This is a genomic window from Thermosynechococcus sp., from assembly GCF_046299655.1.
GTDB lineage: Bacteria > Cyanobacteriota > Cyanobacteriia > Thermosynechococcales > Thermosynechococcaceae > Thermosynechococcus.
Genome location: NZ_JBKBHZ010000005.1, coordinates 25,326 through 43,280 on the forward strand (window position 1 = coordinate 25,326; position 17,955 = coordinate 43,280).

Below are 17,955 nucleotides of genomic sequence, written 5' to 3' on the forward strand. Positions count from 1 at the left end.
CATTGTATCGCGGTGGGAGACAGCCAATGAACGCAGGGTTTTGGTCTGAGGTGCTGGCAACCTGTCAACAGATTCAACAGGTGATTGCCCCCTGTTTGCTGGAGTGGGCAGGACAGTCCCCCAGCGATCGCAAAGCCGATGGCAGCCTTGTTACCCGCGCTGACCTTTGGGCCGATCAGAAAATTACTGAGATCCTTCACAAGCGCTTTCCCCACCACGGCTGTCTGAGTGAAGAGGGAAACCATACCTATGGCGGTGAACGGTGGTGCTGGATCATTGATCCCATTGATGGCACCACTAACTATAGTCATGGCTTGCCCATTTGGTGCATTGCCCTCAGTCTGCTCTACGAAGGTACACCTGTATTTGGCTATGTGCACGTTCCCGGCTTGCAGCAAACATTTCATGGTTTCTATCAAGCCCCCGACCATGCCAACGGTGCTTACTTAAATGAGAAACCCATTCGCGTTAAGGTCAGTGAGCCAAATTCGCAGACATTTTTTAGTCTCTGCGCCCGCAGTACCGATGTGCTCAAGCGCCCCTTTCCCTGCAAAATTCGCATGCTGGGTTCTGCTAGTTACAATTTATTGACCGTTGCTGCGGGTTATACCCTCGGTGCCGTAGAGCGTACCCCTCGACTTTGGGATGTTGCCCCCGCTTGGCCGATTCTCCATGCTGCTGGTGCCCACTGGCAATGGTTAGACCCGCCAGAACCGTGGCAGAGAATGTTTCCGATTCAGCCGGGACATGAAGCGGGGAGTCGTATTTTCCACACCTTGGTGAGTGCTAGCCCCAGCTTGGGGCAATTTTTTGCTGCCTACATTATCTAGTTAGTGTTTAGTGCATATTTAGTGCATTATCAATCTAGCTTGAGGGGATAAGTTAACAAAAAACCATGCAAAGCAATCTTTATGGAAGCGACTTTTATGCTTGGACTCTAGAGGAAGCAAAGTTCTTGAAGGCGGGAGACTTTGACCACCTTGATATTGCCCATATATTGCCCACTTAGGAGAGGAAATCGCAGCCTTGGGACAGCAGGAGCGTCGGGAACTAGAGCATTGCCTCGGGATTCTCATTGGACATCTCCTGAAGTGGGACTATCAGCCGCAAAAACGTAGTAAAAGCTGGCGAGCAACCATTCGCAAACAACGGCGAGCTGTGGAGAAGCTGATCCATCAAAACCCCAGCCTGCAACCCTACCTACCACAGGCGATCGCTGAGGCCTATGAATCTGGCAAAGATTCAGGGGGTCGTGACATCCCCTTGAACTACTCGCATTTCCCTGAAGCCTGCCCTTATAAATTAGAGGACGTGCTTGATGCCAAATTTCTCAGCAATGGGAGAAACCTTTAGCTTTACCAAGGGTGAGGCTATACTGGCAGTGACGACGTGGAGTCGCGGTATGGATACAGCCCAAATTAAAGCTTTAGTGGAAAAAGCCCTAGAAGATAAAATTCTTACCCTCGAAGAGCATGGCCAAATTATTGACGCAGTGCTTTCCGATGGCCAAATTTCCGAAGAAGAGGAAAAAATTCTCCAAGAACTCCTCGAACGGGTTGCTTCTGGGGAAATTGATTCGCAGTATTAGGGTGTTTTAATCTCCACTCGCCCTTGGCGCAGGACCTGCCATTCCCCCCCTTGCCATTGCACCACGGTTGAGGGTTGTGGCGGGCTAGGGGGTAACTGCCAAGGGTGGAGCGTCAACACTTGGGGAAACGCTTGGGCGATCGCCCCCAATTCAACGAGCGGCGGCTGTCCCGAACGATTAATACTGGTAGTGGCCAACGGTCCTGTTTGCTCGAGGAGGGCTTGAGCAGGCGGCCAGTCGGGAACCCGTAAGCCAATGGTGCCGGTGCCGAGGGGGTTCAAGCCGGGGGGAAGTTCAGCAGCGGGTAACACCAAGGTCACTGCCCCCGGCCAATAACGCGCTGCCATGACAGACCACTGCTCCCATTCGGCGGCACTGCCACGCACAAACGGCCAAAGTTGCTCAGGATTGGCGCCCATGAGGATCAAGGATTTATCGCGTTGACGCTCCTTGGCGGTGTAGATCAATTCCCCGCGATCGCAACGACTGGCCAAGGCCGGTACAGTATCCGTGGGAAAACTGATCAACCAATTGCCTGTGCGCACTGCGGCCACCAAGGCGGCCATACTCACCTGTGCCATATTTTTCCTCTACCAACCCATGGCAGCCCCTTCGCCCCGCGGATCCGCTGCCCCTTCCAATTGTCCCTGATCCAAAACGCGAATTAAGCTGGCATTGCCCCAAGGACGGGTTTGCTCAACCCGATAGCCCCACTGCTGCCACGCTTGAATCCAAGCCCTAGGAATGGTTGGCTCGACAAAGAGGGTATCCGGTACCCACTGCTGATGAATCCGAGGACGAGCAACGGCGGTGGCGGCATCCTGCCCTAAATCAACGACATTCAAAAACAGTTGCAGCACAGTGGTAATAATGCGACTGCCGCCGGGGGAGCCTAAGACCATATTGAGGCGGTTATCCTTTAGAACAATTGTCGGACTCATGCTCGAGAGAGGACGCTTGCCGGGTTCAATACCATTAGCAAGGGGAGCGTTGTCCGATTGAATACCGACGACCCCAAAAAGGTTGGGTTGATTGGGGGCAATGGCAAAATCATCCATCTCATTGTTCAGGAGAATCCCCGTTTGTGGTACAACCACCCCGGCTCCAAAGGGGCCATTGATGGTAAACGTGAGACTGACGGCATTCCCTTGAGCATCCACCACATTCAGGTGACTGGTGTTGTCCGACTCTGCCAGTTGGATCGGGGTGGCGGCACTCACAGCCGCTTGGGGACGGGCACGACGAGGAAGAATTTCAACCACCCGCTGTTGGGCATAGCGAGGATGGGTGAGGGCAGCTATAGGCACAGGTACAAAGTCACTATCACCGAGGTAACGGGCGCGATCGGCATAGGCAATTTGCATCACGCTGGCTAAGTAGTGACCGCGATCCACTGGCGTACGAGTGGGAGGAAGCAGCTGCCAGAGGTTGAGCATTTGTACAAGGGCAACACCACCAGAAGAGGGGGGTGGCATTGAACAGACCTGAAACCCACGGTAGGTGCCACAAATTGGCTCTCGCCAGACGGGGGTATAGGTTCGTAAATCCTCTGGGGTGATTTTGCCCCCTTGCTGCGCCATAAAGTCTGCGATCGCACTGCTAATCCAACCCTGATAAAAGCTTCGCGGATCACGGGCGATCGCCCCCAAGGTTTTTGCCAACTCTGGCTGTTGAATTATCGTGCCCAAGGGGGGAACTTGGCTATCTTTGAGGAAAATGCGCGCGGCGGTGGTATCCTGCTGCAGAACGGCTTGGCGCATTGTTGCCCACTGCTGATAACGCGGAGTAACCACAAATCCCTGCTGAGCCGCCTGAATGGCAGGTGCCACCACCTGAGACCAAGGCAGCTGACCATAGCGCTGGTGCAAAGCGGCTAAGCCAGCAACGGTGCCGGGGGTACCTGCGGCCAAGACCCCATCCAAACTGGCGCGGGGCATCACCTTCCCCTTTTTGTTCAGATACATCGTTGGTGTCGCTTGTAGGGGTGCCCGCTCCCGAAAATCAAGGGCATGCATGGCTTGGGATGGGGCGTGATAGACAAGGGCAAAGCCACCACCACCAATTCCAGCGGCATAGGGTTCAACCACTGAGATCATAAATGCCGTTGCCACGGCGGCATCCACAGCATTGCCCCCTGCTTTGAGGATGTCTCTTCCTACTTTTGCTGCTGCGGGTTGAGCTGCTGTGACCATTCCCCGCTGGCTAATGGTTTGAGCTGGGGCGGGTGGGGTGGGCAAGAATATAACCGCTAGGACGATAGCGAGGAAGGGCGATCGCCCCCGCTGCTCAAGCTTCCCTAGACTAAACCCTTGTCCCATGATTGATTTGCTCAAAACTGCTGCGGAGCGCCAGCCTGTAAAATACACGAGAAGAGCATTATCGCAAAGTCTATCAACCGCCAAGGTTCATTTTTGCCATGCCAAATTCACTGTTAGAAACCAGTTGGTGGGTGCCCTGTTATGGCTTAGTGGGTGCAGCCCTGACATTGCCGTGGGCCACCGGTCTTGTGCGGCGCACCGGGCCTCGACCCGCAGCCTATTTCAACCTCTTGATGACGATTGCGGCTTTTATTCACGGCTTTTTCCTATTGCAACAAACTCGCAGTGGCGCCACTGCAACGATTGTTTGGCATTGGCTACAAGCTCCTGGGCTAGATTTATCTTTTTCAATTCTTGCGAATAGTGTCACCACAACAGCAATGGAATTGGTGACGGGTCTGAGTATCCTTGCCCAGATTTTTGCCCTTGGTTACCTCGAAAAGGACTGGGGCATGGCGCGGTTCTTTGCTCTCATGGGCTTTTTTGAAGCAGCCCTCAGTGGCATTGCCATTAGTAACTCGCTTCTGCTCAGCTATGGACTACTGGAGATGCTGACGCTCTCCACCTATTTGCTCGTTGGCTTTTGGTATGCTCAGCCCCTCGTGGTCAAAGCCGCACGGGATGCCTTTCTCACGAAACGGGTAGGGGATATTCTCCTGCTAATGGGGGTTGTTGCTGTGGGAAGCCTTGCGGGCAGCTACGATTTTCCTGATCTCTATGAATGGGCAGAACAGGTCAACTTAGCGGATGGTTGGGGCTTTTTACTGGGCTTAGCTTTAATTGCTGGCCCCACCGGTAAATGCGCCCAAGTACCTTTACACCTCTGGCTTGATGAAGCGATGGAAGGCCCCAACCCTGCCTCAATCATGCGCAACTCAGTCGTGGTAGCTGCGGGAGCCTATATTCTCATTAAGCTACAGCCAATTCTTGTGGCCTGTCCGGGGGCAAACATTGCGCTGATCCTGATTGGGGCAGTGACCGCCATCAGTGAATCTCTTGTCTCCATTGCCCAAATTGACATTAAGCGAGCACTATCCCACTCGACGAGCGCGTATCTGGGATTGGTCTTCATTGGTGTCGGCACGAACTGGACGGATTTTGCCCTGTTTGTATTGCTCACGCACGCGATCGCCAAGGCATTGCTCTTTATGAGTGTTGGCAGTGTGATTATGACCACCAACTGTCAAGATTTGACGGAATTGGGGGGCTTAGGCGGACGAATGCCAGCCACCAGTTCAGCCTTTGTCATCGGCGGTCTATCCCTGATTGGCTGTCTGCCCTTGGGTGCCTTTTGGTCGTTTTATCGCGGCATTGACTACTACTGGCCAGCACTGCCGGGGTTGGTAGGTGTGATTTTGGTTGTGAATCTGCTGACGGCTGTGAATCTCACCCGTGTCTTTCGCTTGGTCTTCCTAGGGCCTGCTCAGCCGAAAACCCGCCGTGCCCCTGAAGTGCCTTGGCCTCTAGCGGTGCCGATGGTCACCTTGAGTATCTTGAATTTGCTGGTGCCCTTTATCTTGCAGCGAGTGCAGTTGTTACCAGAGACTATCGATTGGACGATTGTGGCGCTCCTTGTGGTGTCGGGCTTTGTCGGGATTCTTCTGGGTGGGTTTGTGACGCTCAAGCGTAGTTGGACGCGCTCCATCAAGGTGCCCCTGCGCTTTGTGCAGGATCTGCTAGCCTATGATTTCTATATTGAAGAACTCTACCGTTATACGGTGGTTTGGGCGGTGCGATCGCTCTCGCAGTTGAGCGCTTGGGTGGATCGCCACATTGTGGATCGAATTGTGAATACAACAGGTGTGGCGTCCCTTGTGGGGGGTGAGTTACTGAAGTACAGTGCCAGCGGTCAATCCCAAGCCTACTTACTGCTGGTATTTGTTGGTGTCGCGATTCTCGGAGGGGCGATCGCATGGCTACTCCTGTAATGCCGCTGTTGAGTTTTCTCCTCTGGGTGCCTTTGCTGGGTGCGCTTGCCCTAACCCTGTTACCCACTGAAACCGCAGGTCGCACCTACCGTAGCTTAGCGGCTATCATGGCAGCGATCGCCCTTGTCGTTAGTCTCGCGATCGCCCGTTTGTTTGATCCCGGCAATGCAGCCCCACAACTCATAGAGGTGATTCCTTGGCTAGAGCCATTGGGCTTGAGCTATCGCCTGAGTGTGGATGGCCTGTCGCTGCCGCTATTGGTCTTAAATAACTTCCTGACGCTGATTACCCTGTTGGCCAGTTCTGGCAATCTGCCCCGTCCTCGGTTGTATTACCCGCTGGTACTGCTGTTGAATGCGGGCGTCAGTGGCGCCTTTTTGGCTGACAATTTGCTGCTCTTTTTCCTCTTTTATGAGTTGGAGTTGATTCCCCTGTATCTTTTGATTGCGATTTGGGGTGGGACACGGCGCAGTTATGCGGCCACCAAGTTTTTAATTTACACGGCGATTTCCGGGGTGCTGCTCCTTGCTGGCTTCTTGGGACTAGTGTGGCTTGCCCATGCCCCCTCCTTTGACTTTGACCCTCAGTTATCCACCCTCTTGCCCCTGAGTTCACAGCTTGTTCTGTTGGGTCTGATTTTGGTGGGGTTTGGCATCAAGATTCCCCTTGTGCCCTTCCATACCTGGCTACCCGATGCCCACGTCGAAGCCTCCACTCCCATTTCAGTTCTGCTAGCGGGGGTACTCCTGAAATTGGGTACCTATGGGCTAGTGCGCTTTGGCGTGCAGTTATTCCCGCAGGCATGGCAGGTCTTGGCACCAGTGTTGGCCACTTGGGCAGTGGTGAGTGTTCTCTACGGTGCCCTGATGGCGATCGCCCAAACCGATATGAAAAAAATGGTGGCCTACAGTTCCATTGGGCACATGGGGTTTGTGCTCTTAGCCACTGCCACTGCCACCCCCTTAAGCATTCTGGCAGCCATTGCCCAAATGATGAGCCACGGGTTAATTTCCGCCCTCCTCTTTTTGTTAGTGGGGGTTGTCTATGAAAAAACCGGTAGCCGCAACATTGAGGTGCTGCGGGGATTGCTCAACCCTGAGCGGGGATTGCCTCTGATTGGTAGTCTGATGATTGTCGGCGTCATGGCCAGTGGCGGTATTCCCGGCATGGTGGGGTTTGTGGCAGAGTTTTTAGTCTTTCGTAGCAGTTTTCTCACCTATCCTGTCCAAACTCTCCTGTGTATGGTAGGTACAGGCTTAACCTCGGTGTATTTTCTCTTACTAGTAAACCGCGTCTTTTTTGGTCGTCTGCCCCCTGAATTGAGTGATTTACCACCGGTTGCTTGGGGCGATCGCCTGCCGAGCCTCCTATTAGCCACGCTAATCTTGATCTTAGGGATTGTTCCCAACTGGCTAATCCATTGGAGTAAAACCACTGTTAGCCTTCTCACCACTGCTGTTGCTACGCTGCCTGCACCATGACCCTGACTACCACTGCTCCCACCTCTCTGCATCAAGAACTGCGTACCGCCATCCTAGAGCGCTTGCTCCACGGTCAAGCCCTGTTACCGGATACGCCCACCCATGTGATGGAAGTGGTGGGCATCCTCAAAAGCTATGGGGTCGTGCTCAAGGCCTATGCCGAAAATCTCTGCGACATTAGTGAGCGGCAATTTCTGGTTCTCTTCCCCTTTTTCAAATACTTTAATGGCGAGATTACCATTCCCAAGCTGCTGCGCCACTGGTGGCACGACCGCATTAACTACGAATACGCCGAATACTGTATGCGCGCCATGATGTGGCACGGGGGCGGTGGTCTGGATGCCTTCTTGGATTCGGCAGAATTTCGGCAATTGGCGAGCAAGGCGATCACTGCTAAGCTGCGGGGCAACCCCCTGATGCAACTAGTGAACCAGCTTTTTCCAGAGTTTTTGCTGGAAACGGTGCGGATGCTCTGCTACTACAGTGGCTTGGGTCAGTTTTGGACGGTGATGTATCCCATTTTTTTGACGCTGAGCGATCGCTACGATGCAGGTGAAATTCGCAGCATCCCCGATGTCGTGGATCACATTCGCGCCGGTCTGATTGCTGCGAGCGATCGCCCCATTACTTACAGTGTTAAAATTCGCGGCCAAACCTACGAGATTCTCCCCGCTAGTGCTGGGCTGACCTTTCTACCAGATACTGCTATTCCCTATGTCGAGGCGGTCTTTCTACGGGGCACCCCCTTCTTTGGTCTCGTTTCCTTCAATGCCCAAGCCCAGCAAATTTCCCGCGACCCAGCCGAATTTACCTATGGTGCGCTCTTTGCCGATCCCATTCCCACAGGTGCTGCTGGCATTCCCCCCACCCTCCTCATGCAGGATATGCGCCACTATCTTCCTCCCTATCTCCTAGAGTTCTATCGCTGCCAAGGCCGCGGCGAAGACGATCTGCGGGTCAAAATCTGCCAAACCTTCCAAAAATCAATGTTTTGCGTCACCACGGCGGCAATCACTGCCCTTGCCCCCTATCCTTGGACCACCACTGATCCCCAAGAGCAAGCCGCCAATCGCACCTTCTACGAAACGTGGCTGGATCGCCTCGCAACCTCCCGCCTCTGGAACGTCCAACTGAGCAATTAACCAAGGTTCAGGCAGCGATCCGCGATAAGATAGTAAAGCAGTTCATCTCCCTCCATTGACAATAAAATGACCCATATTGATTGGCTTGCGCAAACGGATCCGTTGGTTGCTGAAATGGTGCAACGCGAAGTCCAACGGCAGCAGCAACACCTTGAACTGATTGCCAGCGAAAACTTTACTTCTCCTGCGGTCATGGCTGCTCAAGGCACAGTTCTCACCAATAAATATGCTGAGGGGTTGCCCGGCAAGCGCTACTACGGTGGCTGTGAATTTATAGATGAAGTCGAGCAGTTGGCCATCGATCGCGCCAAGAAACTTTTTGGTGCCGCCCACGCCAATGTGCAACCCCACTCCGGTGCACAAGCCAATTTTGCCGTCTTTTTGGCACTGCTGAATCCCGGCGACACGATTATGGGGATGGATTTATCCCATGGCGGACACCTGACTCACGGTTCCCCCGTCAATGTTTCGGGTAAATGGTTTAACGTGGTGCATTACGGGGTTCATCCTGAAACCGAGCGCCTCGATATGGATCAGGTGCGGGATTTGGCACGGCAGCACCGTCCCAAGCTGATCATCTGCGGCTACTCCGCTTATCCTCGCGTCATTCCCTTTGCCGAATTTCGCCAAATTGCCGATGAAGTGGGTGCCTACCTCATGGCTGATATTGCCCACATTGCCGGTTTGGTTGCCACGGGTCACCATCCCAATCCTGTGCCCCTTTGCGATGTAGTCACCACCACAACCCACAAAACCTTGCGCGGTCCCCGCGGTGGCCTGATTCTTACCCGGGATGAAGAGTTGGGCAAAAAATTCGATAAAGCGGTCTTTCCCGGTACCCAAGGGGGACCCTTGGAGCACGTCATTGCCGCCAAGGCGGTGGCCTTTGGTGAAGCCCTCAAGCCCGAGTTCAAAGCCTATTCTGGCCAAGTGATCCGCAATGCCCAAGCCCTCGCTGCGGGGCTACAAGCGCGACAACTGCGCCTTGTTTCTGGGGGCACCGATAACCACTTGATGCTGATTGATCTGCGATCGGTAAATCTAACGGGCAAAGAGGCCGATCGCCTGATGGGGGAAATCAACATCACCACCAATAAAAATACGATTCCCTTTGACCCCGCTTCTCCCTTTGTCACCAGTGGTCTGCGCTTGGGGACGCCGGCCTTGACTACCCGTGGCTTTACGGAAACGGAGTTTACAGAAATCGCCGAAATTATTAGCGATCGCCTGCATGCTCCTGCGGATGAAACCATCAAGCACCGCTGTCGCGAGCGGGTAGCTGCCCTCTGCACCAAATTTCCTCTCTATCCCCACCTGCAATTGCCGCAACCAGTGCTAGCCTGAGGGGGAATCCTGCCAATACCCTGAGCAGATGCTGTACCACCTGATTGCCTTTCTTGCTGCCATTGCCGTTGTCCTCTTGGTCACCCCCCTTGTCAATGACCTTGGACACAAGGCGGGGTTTGTGGATCGCCCCAATGAACGCAAGATTCACACTCGTCCGATGGTGCGCCTCGGTGGCATCTCTATCTTTCTCGGTAATCTGGTGGCACTGCTGATTGTCTGGAATGCTGGCGGTTTCGGTGTCCTGCCCCAGCCGGCGGAGTATGAAATTTGGGGAGTCACCCTTGGGGGGGTGGCTTTTTTTCTCATTGGCCTAGCGGATGATCTGCTGACTTTACCAGCACTCCTACGCCTTGTCCTGCAATTTCTCGTGGCGGCGATTGTCTGGGCGGTGGGGGTGAAAATTCGCATTATTACCGTGCCCTTTATGGGCATTGTTGACCTCGGCTGGCTCAGTTTGCCCTTGACCACCGTGTGGCTGGTGGGGATTGCCAATGCCATTAACTTTATTGATGGTGTGGATGGTCTGGCAGCGGGAGTGTCCGGTATTGCCGCCTCCGCGATGTTTTTTGTCTGTATGCTGATGGGAGAGCCAGAAGCAGGACTCTTAGCCGCCGCCTTGGCGGGAGGGGCACTGGGGTTCCTGCGCTACAACTTCAATCCCGCCCAAATTTTCATGGGAGATGGAGGCGCCTACTTCATGGGGTTCACCCTCGCCGGTTTGGGGGTGATTGGACTCGTCAAGGCCTATACGGCGGTGGCCATTCTGCTGCCTCTCTTAATTTTGGCGGTACCCATTTTGGATACGTCAACGGTCGTTTTTCACCGCCTTCTGAAAGGGCAGTCTCCCTTTGCGCCCGATAAGCGACACTTACACCATCGCCTTCTCAAAGCGGGGCTTTCGCAGCGGGTGACGGTGCTGTTTATCTATTGCTTGACACTGTGGGTGGGCAGTCTTGCTTTGGGTTTAGCGGGTTTACCAGGAGGATGGGGGTATGCCGTGGCAGCCTCTCTTTTGATGGGCTTTGCCTCGTGGTATGTCTGGCAACGGGTACGCAGCAGCGAAAATGACTGAAGTAATGAGTGCAGAAATTATTTGCGTGGGCACGGAATTGCTGCTGGGGGAGATTCTCAACAGTAATGCCCAGTTTTTGGCACAGCAACTGGCAAGCTTGGGCATTCCCCACTACTATCAAACGGTGGTGGGTGACAATCCCACGCGGATTAAGAAAGTCGTGGCCATTGCCTGCGATCGCGCCCACCTATTAATTTTCACGGGAGGTCTTGGCCCTACGCCCGATGATCTCACCACCGAAACCCTCGCCGATTTCTTTCAAGTGCCCCTTGAGGAACGCCCAGAAATCATCGCTGACCTAGAGCGCAAGTATGCCCATCGCGGCGGCTTTAGCCCCAGTAATCGCAAGCAAGCCCTTCTGCCCGTGGGGGCGCAGATTCTCCCCAATCCCTTGGGGACTGCCCCCGGCATGATCTGGCAGCCACGCACCGGTCTGACTATCTTGACCTTTCCCGGTGTCCCTGCGGAAATGAAACAAATGTGGCAAGAAACGGCGGTACCCTTTTTGCGCTCCCAAGGCTGGGGCAAAGAGGTCATTTACAGCCGTGTGCTGCGTTTCTGGGGCATTCCGGAATCCGTGCTTGCCGAAAAAGTGGCTGCCCAAATTGCCCGTGAGCATCCCACTGTAGCCCCCTATGCTGGCAATGGCGAAACCCGCCTCCGCATTACCGTACGCGCTAAGGATGAAGCGGAAGCTCAGCAGTTAATTCAGCCCGTCGAAGCAGAGATTCGCCAAATTGTTGGCCTAGATTGCTATGGTGCCGATGAGGATACCCTCGCCAGTGCGGTGGCTCGCCTCCTCCAAGAACGACACCAAACAGTGGCCGTGGCAGAGTCCTGTACCGGCGGTGGCCTTGGCGAAATGCTGACGCGACTTCCAGGGAGTTCCCTCTACTTCAGGGGGGGCGTCATTGCCTATGCCAACGAAGTGAAGGTGAATTTACTGGGGGTGAATCCTCAGGATCTTGAGCAAGAGGGGGCTGTGAGTGCCGTGGTGGCGGCTCAAATGGCATTGGGGGTCAAGACTCGTTTGGCCAGTGATTGGGGCGTGAGTATTACAGGCATCGCTGGTCCAGGGGGAGCGACGCTCACGAAACCAGTGGGACTGGTCTATATTGGTGTGGCACTGCCCAACGGCGAGGTGATTACCCGTGAATTTCGCCTCAGCGGTCAACGGGGACGGGATTGGGTGCGGCATCTGAGTGTGATGAATGCCCTCGATGTCTTACGGCGGCAGTTATTGGTGAATCCATGAGTCACGGTTTGCTTTGGTTACCCCTATTGGCGGTTTTTATTGTCCTAGCATGGTTGGGCTGGGTCGAGTACCGCAAGCTGGAACACTATCGCCAGTGGGCACAGCAGTTTGAGGCCAGTAAGTATGATATTGCCGCTGTCCTCGGTCAGCAGGGCGATCGCCTGACGTGGGGGCGACCGACGCGACAGGGCATTGTTAATTTACAAACCTGTGAGTTATCGACCCTGCAGCGCGTCTGGGTCGAGGGGGGTGGCCAGCGGCTTGAGACAGAGCGCGATCGCTTCAAGGGAACGATTCATCTAGTGCTGCAAACTACTACAGGAGAGTGCTATCGCATTTCCTTTACGGAGCTTCCCCTCGCCTTAGCGTGGCGCGATCGCCTTGCGGGTAAAATTAAGGGCGAGTTTGCATAAGTTCTCAACCCCTATGAAACGTATCGTGGCGCTGGTGCCCGGCGGCATTGGTGATCAAATTCTCTTTTTTCCCACCCTTGATGATCTCAAAGCCCATTTTCCAGAGACGCAGCTAGATGTGGTGGTTGAACCCCGTGCTGTTGCCGCCTACCAGCTCAGTGGCAGTGTCCACCAAGTTATTCCCTTTAACTTCAAAGACCGCAACGCCCTAGCGGATTGGGCCAACCTCATTGGCACCCTGCGGGAGGGAGAGTACGATGCCATTCTCTCCTTGGGACGGAGTAAAGCAGTGCGCTTTTTGCTGTGGCTGACAGGGATTTCCAAGCGAGTCGGCTTTGCCAAACTCAATCCCTTGGGATTTCTCACTGATGCTGTACCCGTCAACCTTGATCAGTACAGTGCCGCCACCTACCACGATCTGCTCAAAGCCTTTGGCATCACCACCCCCTGTCCTTTGCCCAAAGCTCTCATTACTGCGGAAGATCAAGAGTGGGCAACGGCAGAGCAGCAACGCCTAGGAATGACTGGCAGGTATCGCCTCTTGCACGGTGGCTCGAGCCAGATGGCACTCACCAAGGGAATTAACAAAATTTACCCCCCCGCTGCTTGGGTTGAGGTGATCCAGACCTTGCAACAGCAGGAGCCACATCTGCCCTTTATCGTCGTCTGTGGCCCTGAAGATCAAGCATGGGTGAGTGCGCTAACGCAGGCGCTACCAGAGATAAAGATTAGCCGTCCCCCGGACTTACGCAAACTGGCGGCTCTAATGCAACAGGCACAACAAATTCTCTGTACCGATAGTGGTCCAATGCACATTGGCGTGGCGGTGGGGACTCCCCTTGTGGCGCTTTTTGGCCCTACGGATCCCGCTAAACTCCTGCCCGCCGATCCCCGTTTTCGCGCTGTCAAGTCCGCCACAGGCAACATGGCCGATATTCCCGTCTCGGCAGTGATTGAGGCGGCTCGCCATGGCTAGGCCGGCTGTCTTTCTTGATCGCGATGGCGTGCTGAACCAAGAGGTAGGCTATATTCACCGCCTTGAGGATTTGCAGCTCATCCCCGGTGCGGCTCAAGCGGTGCGGCGACTCAATGATGCGGGGTGGTTTTGCTGCTTAGCCTCCAATCAATCGGGTCCCGCGCGGGATTATTACAGCATCGAGCATGTTCATGCTCTGCACCACAGACTCCAAGAGTTACTTGCCGCAGGTGCCGGTGCCGTGTTGGATGCAGTGTATTTCTGTCCTGATCTCAGCCGTCCTGAAGGGGGTGTGGTTGCCGACTATGCAGGCTGGACGACATGGCGCAAACCCAATACCGGCATGCTTGTAGCAGCCGCTTGGGATCATGATTTAGATCTCAGCCGCAGTGTCATGGTGGGGGACAAAGCCACCGATATTGATCTGGCACGGAATGCCGGCTGCTATGGCATTTTGGTACAAACAGGCTTTGGCGATCGCGTTCTTGAGGGGAGCTACCAGCATGCCAGTCAGCCCGACTACATTGCAGCCGATTTAGCCGCTGCCGTAGAGTGGATTTGTACTCACCTTGCGCCCCGCTAGCGATGACTTCATCGCCAGACCATACCAAGTTTCCCTTAGCCTTACTCTCACTTGTGGTATTGGGCTACGTCCTCGTGGGCTGGTACTTATCTGCCTATCCTTGGATGTGGTCAGCCTATGCCTCTTTTTTGGCGGCCATTCTGACAGTATTTATTGTTGGAGGTACCTCCAGCCTGTTGCGATCGCGCCAGAGCAACCCTAAGGGCATCTTTAGTAACCTAGTCATGCGCGTAGGCACCCCCAGTCTCTTTACAGTGCTAGTGCTCAGTACTGCTGTTACCCTTGCCATTATTGCCTTTCATATCTTTAGTGTGATTGCTATTCTCATTGGCACCGAAATTCTCGTGCGCATTGAAATGAAAGCTGCGGGCTACCGGAACTGGCAAATTATGGTAGTGCTGATTCAAATGGCGATTTTAGGGGTGCTTATTGGCTGGAGTATTGGGCACTACTTACCTTCTTCCTCAGACGGAGCATCATTGTTTCTGGTGCTAAAGCAATAAACTTTCTAAGGCGCGTAGATCCGTAATGCACAGCCTCTCTTGGTTACGGCGAATAATGCCCTTGCGCTCCAGTTTCCCTAGCACCCGTGTCACTGTTTCCCGCGCCATGCCACTCAGACTGCTTAACTCACGGTGAGGTAAATTGGGAATTTCCAAGCCATCGGCTCCCTGTCGCCCTTGACCATCTGCCAAAAACAGAAGAACATCCGCCACCCGTGACGTACTATCGGATTCCCGTAGCCGCAGCCGCCGGTTCAGTTGCCGTAGCCGTCGTGCCATTAGCTTAGCAAGGCGGATTCCCGCTTGGGGTTCAGTATTGATGAGATTGACAAAATCCGTTGCAGGCATATTGGCCACGACCGTCGGCGTTAGGGTAATGACATCCGTTGAGCGGGGCACTTCCTCTAGGGGAGCCATTTCGCCAAAAAGTTCCCCGGGTCCGAGGATATTCAGGGTGACTTCCTTGCCATCAATGTTGTAGGTGCGAATTTTGACCCAGCCACTGAGGATAAAGTAAACCGATGTGCCCCAATCATTCTCCAGCAAAATCACGCGGTTGGCGGGATGTTGACGGGTGACCACATGGGCGAGGGCCTTTTCCACCACTGCCTGCGGTAAGTCGCGAAAAAAGGGCGTATTTTGTAAGGATAATTCAGGTCTAGGAGAATTACGCCGTTCTTGCATAAAGGTCAAGGCCGAGAGGGCGAGGGCAAAGGCTGAGCAGACAGCTCGTCAGGCGTTGCGGGGAAATTAATACCTGTGATCTTACCATTGCTATGCATGATCACAATCAATGTATCGGTCACCTTAGCAAACGCTACCTTGACACTAACAATATTGCCGTTGCTTTCGCTGCCAAGACGCTCTTTGTAGGCGCCTACTCGCTTTAGAAACCTTTCTTTGCTTTGCTTTGCTTTAATCATTTGGGCGGAAACTCTTCTTGCAGTTGCGAGTGCAAATAACTCCACGCTACGTCAAAGTTATTGCTAAACAGGGCATCAATAAATTGTTCGGCAATTGGAACCTGAGTTTGCTCACTGATATTGATCACGGCTGGAGACTCTCCACGGGCGATCGCTGGCCACAGGGAGGAAGATACCCCCCTAGCAATGCCCAGACCAAGAGTGCTAATGGTGAAAAAAACTGCTCCATCACTTTTCTATAGCTTTTTATTGTTTTTTAGGTTTAAGGTGAAATGCATTTCTGAATATCATATGGCTTTTTCCAGAGGGATTGAGTGAGGCCGCCGTCTCGTCCAAGAAAAGCAATTGACATATCTCTTATCAATTCTGCGCGCAGACTTGGCTCTATAGATGACTAATCTTTCAGCTTTTCAGGCATGCGGGGAAAATTACTGCGGAGTGTAAAGTTTATTAAAGACCTTGACTCTTTTGGTTAGCCTTCGTCACAATGAGTTTCATAGGTTAGGACTTCAATTTTATCCTCGTGGGTCATTTGTAGCAATTGCGAGTGAGACGGTTGTGCCAATGCTGGAAACCCTTGAATTTGTGATTTATCCCGATGGCCGTGTTGTTGAAACGGTGACGGGAATTTCTGGGGCATCCTGTGCTGAGGTGACTGCTGCCATTGAAGCGCAACTGGGGTGTGTCATTAGCCAACAGCCCACCGCAGAATACTACGCTCCCCAAGAGGAAGAAAATCAATTGGTTGTTCAATCTCTCCCCTCCCAGTGGTAATCGTTGAGGATTGGTGTCCATGTCGCACTTCAGCCAAATTAAAACCCAAATTCGGAGTTTACCCGCCCTACAGGCTGCCCTAACGGACTTGGGCTTACCGTGGCAATCTGACTCCCAAGAAGTGCGCGGGTTTCGCGGTCAAACCCAAACGGCTCAAGTCGTTGTTCCCCAAGACAATGGCTATGACATTGGCTTTCGCTGGAATGGCACTGAGTATGAGCTAGTGGCCGATCTCGAATTTTGGCAGCAGGCATGGTCAGTGGATCGCTTTTTGAATAAAGTCACTCAGCGCTATGCCTACCATGCGGTGTTGCAATCGGCTACGGAGCAAGGCTTTCAAGTCCAGACCACAGAACAGCAGGCTGATGGTAGTCTCAAGGTTGTGCTGCAACGCTGGCGTTCCTAGACGCTAAGGACAATGGATAGGCAGATGGATCAGCCCCTTGGTTTAGAGCCAGAGCTTGGCGGTCACCTGCGCCAAAGTACACCCCGCAGCGGCTACGAACCTGAACTCGGGGGAACCCATCGCCAACGCGGTGTCTATGTGGATGAGATTACCTGCATTGGCTGCAAACACTGTGCCCATGTGGCGCGAAATACGTTTTACATCGAGCCGAACTACGGGCGATCGCGGGTGGTGCGCCAAGATGGTGATCCCCTTGAATTGATTCAAGAAGCCATTGACACCTGCCCCGTGGATTGTATTCACTGGGTAGATTACACGGAATTAAAACGGCTTGAGAAAGAACGCCTCGAGCAGGTGGTTCCCCTTGCTGGCTTTCCCATTGATCCGGCTACGACGCGCCGCAAGAAACGGCGATCGCCCCCTAGGACTGATAGGACTGAATAGCATCTTCGGGCATCACAATCAGCGTCGTTCCCTGACGGGCAATGATAATCACCCGCTGATGTTCGGGAATGGTCAAGCGGGGATCATCGCAGCGAGCTTGCCAAGAAATCCCTTCATAGAGTACTCGTCCTGTTTTACCCGCAGGAATTTTCGTAATTGTTTCTGCTTCAGCCGCTTCCTTGAGCGCAGGCGAGACTCGTTTTGGCTGATACCGCCGCAAGAGAAAGGCCACTAGCACTGATAGAACAATCCAAAGTGCAATTTGCACCGAAAGGCTGGGAACGAGAAACGAGAGAAAGGCAACAATGAGAGCACTGAGGCCAAGGGTGGCTTCCACAAAAGCCGTCGGCAACAAAAGCTCCATCACAAAAAGAATGATGGCAACAATTAACCAGATCCAAAAGGGAGACAGGGGCATTGCTCTTATCACCTAAGGTGGCCACTTCAACGATAGCTCAAACTCTGCGGCTACAGCGAGCCAGTTTAACTGTTTTGAATGCCTGCAATTCTTACGCAAGGATCTGTACTGGAACTTATAGGAGTGACCCTGCGTCAAGAGAGCCAACACTAAAGAGAGATTCCTCCGATTCTGTACAATAATGAACTCAATGAGGCAAACAACGATGATGGATCTATTTATTCCCCTGCTGGTGGGACTGCTCACCCTTGGACTCTTGACCAGTTGGCTGTGGCGACCGACAGCAACGCCGATTTCCCGTGCTGAACAGGTCAATACCCCTGATTTTGTCGCCGATGCGCCCCCTCCCGATGATGAAGGCACACCACCCCGCCGTGGATAGGC

Annotated in this window: 23 protein-coding genes; 18 read left to right on the top strand and 5 right to left on the bottom strand. The window is 53.6% G+C overall.

Going from position 1 to position 17,955, the window contains the following annotated elements:
- Nucleotides 1-26: 26 nt before the first annotated feature.
- The 4 genes from ACK4HN_RS04790 (at nt 27) to ACK4HN_RS04805 (ending at nt 1,588) form a co-directional block, all read left to right on the top strand.
- A complete protein-coding gene (locus tag ACK4HN_RS04790) occupies nt 27-830 on the top strand; it encodes an inositol monophosphatase family protein (RefSeq protein WP_409868873.1) in 804 nt (267 codons plus the stop codon).
- Nucleotides 831-895: 65 nt separating this feature from the next.
- Nucleotides 896-1,009, top strand: a complete 114-nt coding sequence (locus tag ACK4HN_RS04795; RefSeq protein ID WP_409868874.1) for a DUF29 family protein — start codon at nt 896-898, stop codon at nt 1,007-1,009.
- A gap of 17 nt (nt 1,010-1,026) precedes the next feature.
- Complete coding sequence (locus tag ACK4HN_RS04800) at nt 1,027-1,353, top strand: DUF29 domain-containing protein (RefSeq protein ID WP_409868875.1); 327 nt, start codon at nt 1,027-1,029, stop codon at nt 1,351-1,353.
- On the top strand, nt 1,319-1,588 hold the full coding sequence (locus ACK4HN_RS04805) for a hypothetical protein (protein ID WP_409868876.1): 270 nt from the start codon (nt 1,319-1,321) through the stop codon (nt 1,586-1,588). The genes ACK4HN_RS04800 and ACK4HN_RS04805 overlap by 35 nt, the downstream gene beginning before the upstream one ends.
- On the opposite strand, the gene ACK4HN_RS04810 is transcribed toward ACK4HN_RS04805, so the two are convergent.
- Nucleotides 1,585-2,169, bottom strand: coding sequence for an L-threonylcarbamoyladenylate synthase (locus tag ACK4HN_RS04810; protein WP_409868877.1), 585 nt, complete (start codon nt 2,167-2,169; stop codon nt 1,585-1,587). The genes ACK4HN_RS04805 and ACK4HN_RS04810 overlap by 4 nt on opposite strands.
- A gap of 9 nt (nt 2,170-2,178) precedes the next feature.
- On the bottom strand, nt 2,179-3,906 hold the full coding sequence (gene ggt, locus ACK4HN_RS04815) for a gamma-glutamyltransferase (RefSeq protein ID WP_409877297.1): 1,728 nt from the start codon (nt 3,904-3,906) through the stop codon (nt 2,179-2,181).
- Between the two features lie 98 nt (nt 3,907-4,004).
- Here ggt and ACK4HN_RS04820 point away from each other — a divergent pair, with 98 nt between their 5' ends.
- The 10 genes from ACK4HN_RS04820 to ACK4HN_RS04865 all read left to right on the top strand — a co-directional run bounded on the left by ACK4HN_RS04820 (nt 4,005) and on the right by ACK4HN_RS04865 (nt 14,606).
- Nucleotides 4,005-5,834 carry an NAD(P)H-quinone oxidoreductase subunit F gene (locus ACK4HN_RS04820; protein ID WP_409868879.1) on the top strand — a complete coding sequence of 610 codons (1,830 nt, stop codon included), beginning with the start codon at nt 4,005-4,007 and terminating at the stop codon, nt 5,832-5,834.
- Complete coding sequence (locus tag ACK4HN_RS04825) at nt 5,819-7,315, top strand: NADH-quinone oxidoreductase subunit M (protein WP_409877298.1); 1,497 nt, start codon at nt 5,819-5,821, stop codon at nt 7,313-7,315. The genes ACK4HN_RS04820 and ACK4HN_RS04825 overlap by 16 nt, the downstream gene beginning before the upstream one ends.
- Complete coding sequence (locus tag ACK4HN_RS04830; protein ID WP_409868881.1) at nt 7,312-8,457, top strand: CO2 hydration protein; 1,146 nt, start codon at nt 7,312-7,314, stop codon at nt 8,455-8,457. The genes ACK4HN_RS04825 and ACK4HN_RS04830 overlap by 4 nt, the downstream gene beginning before the upstream one ends.
- A 66-nt stretch (nt 8,458-8,523) precedes the next feature.
- On the top strand, nt 8,524-9,801 hold the full coding sequence (glyA, locus tag ACK4HN_RS04835; RefSeq protein ID WP_409868882.1) for a serine hydroxymethyltransferase: 1,278 nt from the start codon (nt 8,524-8,526) through the stop codon (nt 9,799-9,801).
- A 28-nt stretch (nt 9,802-9,829) separates the two neighbouring features.
- On the top strand, nt 9,830-10,876 hold the full coding sequence (locus ACK4HN_RS04840; RefSeq protein WP_409868883.1) for a glycosyltransferase family 4 protein: 1,047 nt from the start codon (nt 9,830-9,832) through the stop codon (nt 10,874-10,876).
- Nucleotides 10,877-10,880: 4 nt separating this feature from the next.
- On the top strand, nt 10,881-12,131 hold the full coding sequence (locus ACK4HN_RS04845; RefSeq protein WP_409868918.1) for a competence/damage-inducible protein A: 1,251 nt from the start codon (nt 10,881-10,883) through the stop codon (nt 12,129-12,131).
- On the top strand, nt 12,128-12,544 hold the full coding sequence (locus ACK4HN_RS04850) for a hypothetical protein (RefSeq protein WP_409868884.1): 417 nt from the start codon (nt 12,128-12,130) through the stop codon (nt 12,542-12,544). The genes ACK4HN_RS04845 and ACK4HN_RS04850 overlap by 4 nt, the downstream gene beginning before the upstream one ends.
- A gap of 13 nt (nt 12,545-12,557) precedes the next feature.
- Nucleotides 12,558-13,520: a glycosyltransferase family 9 protein gene (locus tag ACK4HN_RS04855; protein ID WP_409868885.1), complete on the top strand. Its 963-nt coding sequence runs from the start codon at nt 12,558-12,560 to the stop codon at nt 13,518-13,520.
- Nucleotides 13,513-14,103, top strand: coding sequence for a D-glycero-alpha-D-manno-heptose-1,7-bisphosphate 7-phosphatase (locus ACK4HN_RS04860; RefSeq protein ID WP_409868886.1), 591 nt, complete (start codon nt 13,513-13,515; stop codon nt 14,101-14,103). The genes ACK4HN_RS04855 and ACK4HN_RS04860 overlap by 8 nt, the downstream gene beginning before the upstream one ends.
- Before the next feature lie 2 nt (nt 14,104-14,105).
- The gene (locus tag ACK4HN_RS04865) at nt 14,106-14,606 is read left to right on the top strand and encodes a hypothetical protein (RefSeq protein ID WP_409868887.1); all 501 of its coding nucleotides are present in this window, start codon (nt 14,106-14,108) and stop codon (nt 14,604-14,606) included.
- On the opposite strand, the gene ACK4HN_RS04870 is transcribed toward ACK4HN_RS04865, so the two are convergent.
- Both ACK4HN_RS04870 and ACK4HN_RS04875 read right to left on the bottom strand, forming a co-directional pair.
- Entirely contained in the window at nt 14,595-15,290 is a 696-nt protein-coding gene (locus ACK4HN_RS04870) for a Crp/Fnr family transcriptional regulator (RefSeq protein ID WP_409868888.1), read from the bottom strand. The genes ACK4HN_RS04865 and ACK4HN_RS04870 overlap by 12 nt on opposite strands.
- A 5-nt stretch (nt 15,291-15,295) precedes the next feature.
- The gene (locus ACK4HN_RS04875; RefSeq protein ID WP_409868889.1) at nt 15,296-15,529 is read right to left on the bottom strand and encodes a hypothetical protein; all 234 of its coding nucleotides are present in this window, start codon (nt 15,527-15,529) and stop codon (nt 15,296-15,298) included.
- A 567-nt stretch (nt 15,530-16,096) separates the two neighbouring features.
- Here ACK4HN_RS04875 and ACK4HN_RS04880 point away from each other — a divergent pair.
- Genes ACK4HN_RS04880 through ACK4HN_RS04890 form a run of 3 tightly spaced genes read left to right on the top strand, consistent with a single transcriptional unit; the run spans nt 16,097 to nt 17,153 of the window.
- Nucleotides 16,097-16,303, top strand: a complete 207-nt coding sequence (locus ACK4HN_RS04880; RefSeq protein WP_409849357.1) for a DUF2997 domain-containing protein — start codon at nt 16,097-16,099, stop codon at nt 16,301-16,303.
- A 19-nt stretch (nt 16,304-16,322) separates the two neighbouring features.
- Nucleotides 16,323-16,709, top strand: a complete 387-nt coding sequence (locus tag ACK4HN_RS04885) for a DUF1257 domain-containing protein (protein ID WP_409868890.1) — start codon at nt 16,323-16,325, stop codon at nt 16,707-16,709.
- Between the two features lie 24 nt (nt 16,710-16,733).
- Nucleotides 16,734-17,153, top strand: coding sequence for a ferredoxin (locus ACK4HN_RS04890; protein WP_409868891.1), 420 nt, complete (start codon nt 16,734-16,736; stop codon nt 17,151-17,153).
- Here ACK4HN_RS04890 and ACK4HN_RS04895 read toward each other — a convergent pair.
- Nucleotides 17,131-17,571, bottom strand: a complete 441-nt coding sequence (locus tag ACK4HN_RS04895) for an NfeD family protein (protein ID WP_409868892.1) — start codon at nt 17,569-17,571, stop codon at nt 17,131-17,133. The genes ACK4HN_RS04890 and ACK4HN_RS04895 overlap by 23 nt on opposite strands.
- A gap of 205 nt (nt 17,572-17,776) precedes the next feature.
- Here ACK4HN_RS04895 and ACK4HN_RS04900 point away from each other — a divergent pair, with 205 nt between their 5' ends.
- The gene (locus tag ACK4HN_RS04900; protein WP_409868893.1) at nt 17,777-17,953 is read left to right on the top strand and encodes a hypothetical protein; all 177 of its coding nucleotides are present in this window, start codon (nt 17,777-17,779) and stop codon (nt 17,951-17,953) included.
- The last annotated feature ends 2 nt before the right edge of the window (nt 17,954-17,955 follow it).

Coding starts and splice junctions, on each gene's coding strand:
- ACK4HN_RS04790 (WP_409868873.1), top strand. CDS start 27: ATGAACGCAGGGTTTTGGTCTGAGGTGCTGGCAACCTGTCAACAGATT.
- ACK4HN_RS04795 (WP_409868874.1), top strand. CDS start 896: ATGCAAAGCAATCTTTATGGAAGCGACTTTTATGCTTGGACTCTAGAG.
- ACK4HN_RS04805 (WP_409868876.1), top strand. CDS start 1,319: ATGCCAAATTTCTCAGCAATGGGAGAAACCTTTAGCTTTACCAAGGGT.
- ACK4HN_RS04810 (WP_409868877.1), bottom strand. CDS start 2,169: ATGGCACAGGTGAGTATGGCCGCCTTGGTGGCCGCAGTGCGCACAGGC.
- ggt (WP_409877297.1), bottom strand. CDS start 3,906: ATGGGACAAGGGTTTAGTCTAGGGAAGCTTGAGCAGCGGGGGCGATCG.
- ACK4HN_RS04820 (WP_409868879.1), top strand. CDS start 4,005: ATGCCAAATTCACTGTTAGAAACCAGTTGGTGGGTGCCCTGTTATGGC.
- ACK4HN_RS04825 (WP_409877298.1), top strand. CDS start 5,819: ATGGCTACTCCTGTAATGCCGCTGTTGAGTTTTCTCCTCTGGGTGCCT.
- ACK4HN_RS04830 (WP_409868881.1), top strand. CDS start 7,312: ATGACCCTGACTACCACTGCTCCCACCTCTCTGCATCAAGAACTGCGT.
- glyA (WP_409868882.1), top strand. CDS start 8,524: ATGACCCATATTGATTGGCTTGCGCAAACGGATCCGTTGGTTGCTGAA.
- ACK4HN_RS04840 (WP_409868883.1), top strand. CDS start 9,830: ATGCTGTACCACCTGATTGCCTTTCTTGCTGCCATTGCCGTTGTCCTC.
- ACK4HN_RS04845 (WP_409868918.1), top strand. CDS start 10,881: ATGAGTGCAGAAATTATTTGCGTGGGCACGGAATTGCTGCTGGGGGAG.
- ACK4HN_RS04850 (WP_409868884.1), top strand. CDS start 12,128: ATGAGTCACGGTTTGCTTTGGTTACCCCTATTGGCGGTTTTTATTGTC.
- ACK4HN_RS04855 (WP_409868885.1), top strand. CDS start 12,558: ATGAAACGTATCGTGGCGCTGGTGCCCGGCGGCATTGGTGATCAAATT.
- ACK4HN_RS04860 (WP_409868886.1), top strand. CDS start 13,513: ATGGCTAGGCCGGCTGTCTTTCTTGATCGCGATGGCGTGCTGAACCAA.
- ACK4HN_RS04865 (WP_409868887.1), top strand. CDS start 14,106: ATGACTTCATCGCCAGACCATACCAAGTTTCCCTTAGCCTTACTCTCA.
- ACK4HN_RS04870 (WP_409868888.1), bottom strand. CDS start 15,290: ATGCAAGAACGGCGTAATTCTCCTAGACCTGAATTATCCTTACAAAAT.
- ACK4HN_RS04875 (WP_409868889.1), bottom strand. CDS start 15,529: ATGATTAAAGCAAAGCAAAGCAAAGAAAGGTTTCTAAAGCGAGTAGGC.
- ACK4HN_RS04885 (WP_409868890.1), top strand. CDS start 16,323: ATGTCGCACTTCAGCCAAATTAAAACCCAAATTCGGAGTTTACCCGCC.
- ACK4HN_RS04890 (WP_409868891.1), top strand. CDS start 16,734: ATGGATCAGCCCCTTGGTTTAGAGCCAGAGCTTGGCGGTCACCTGCGC.
- ACK4HN_RS04895 (WP_409868892.1), bottom strand. CDS start 17,571: ATGCCCCTGTCTCCCTTTTGGATCTGGTTAATTGTTGCCATCATTCTT.
- ACK4HN_RS04900 (WP_409868893.1), top strand. CDS start 17,777: ATGATGGATCTATTTATTCCCCTGCTGGTGGGACTGCTCACCCTTGGA.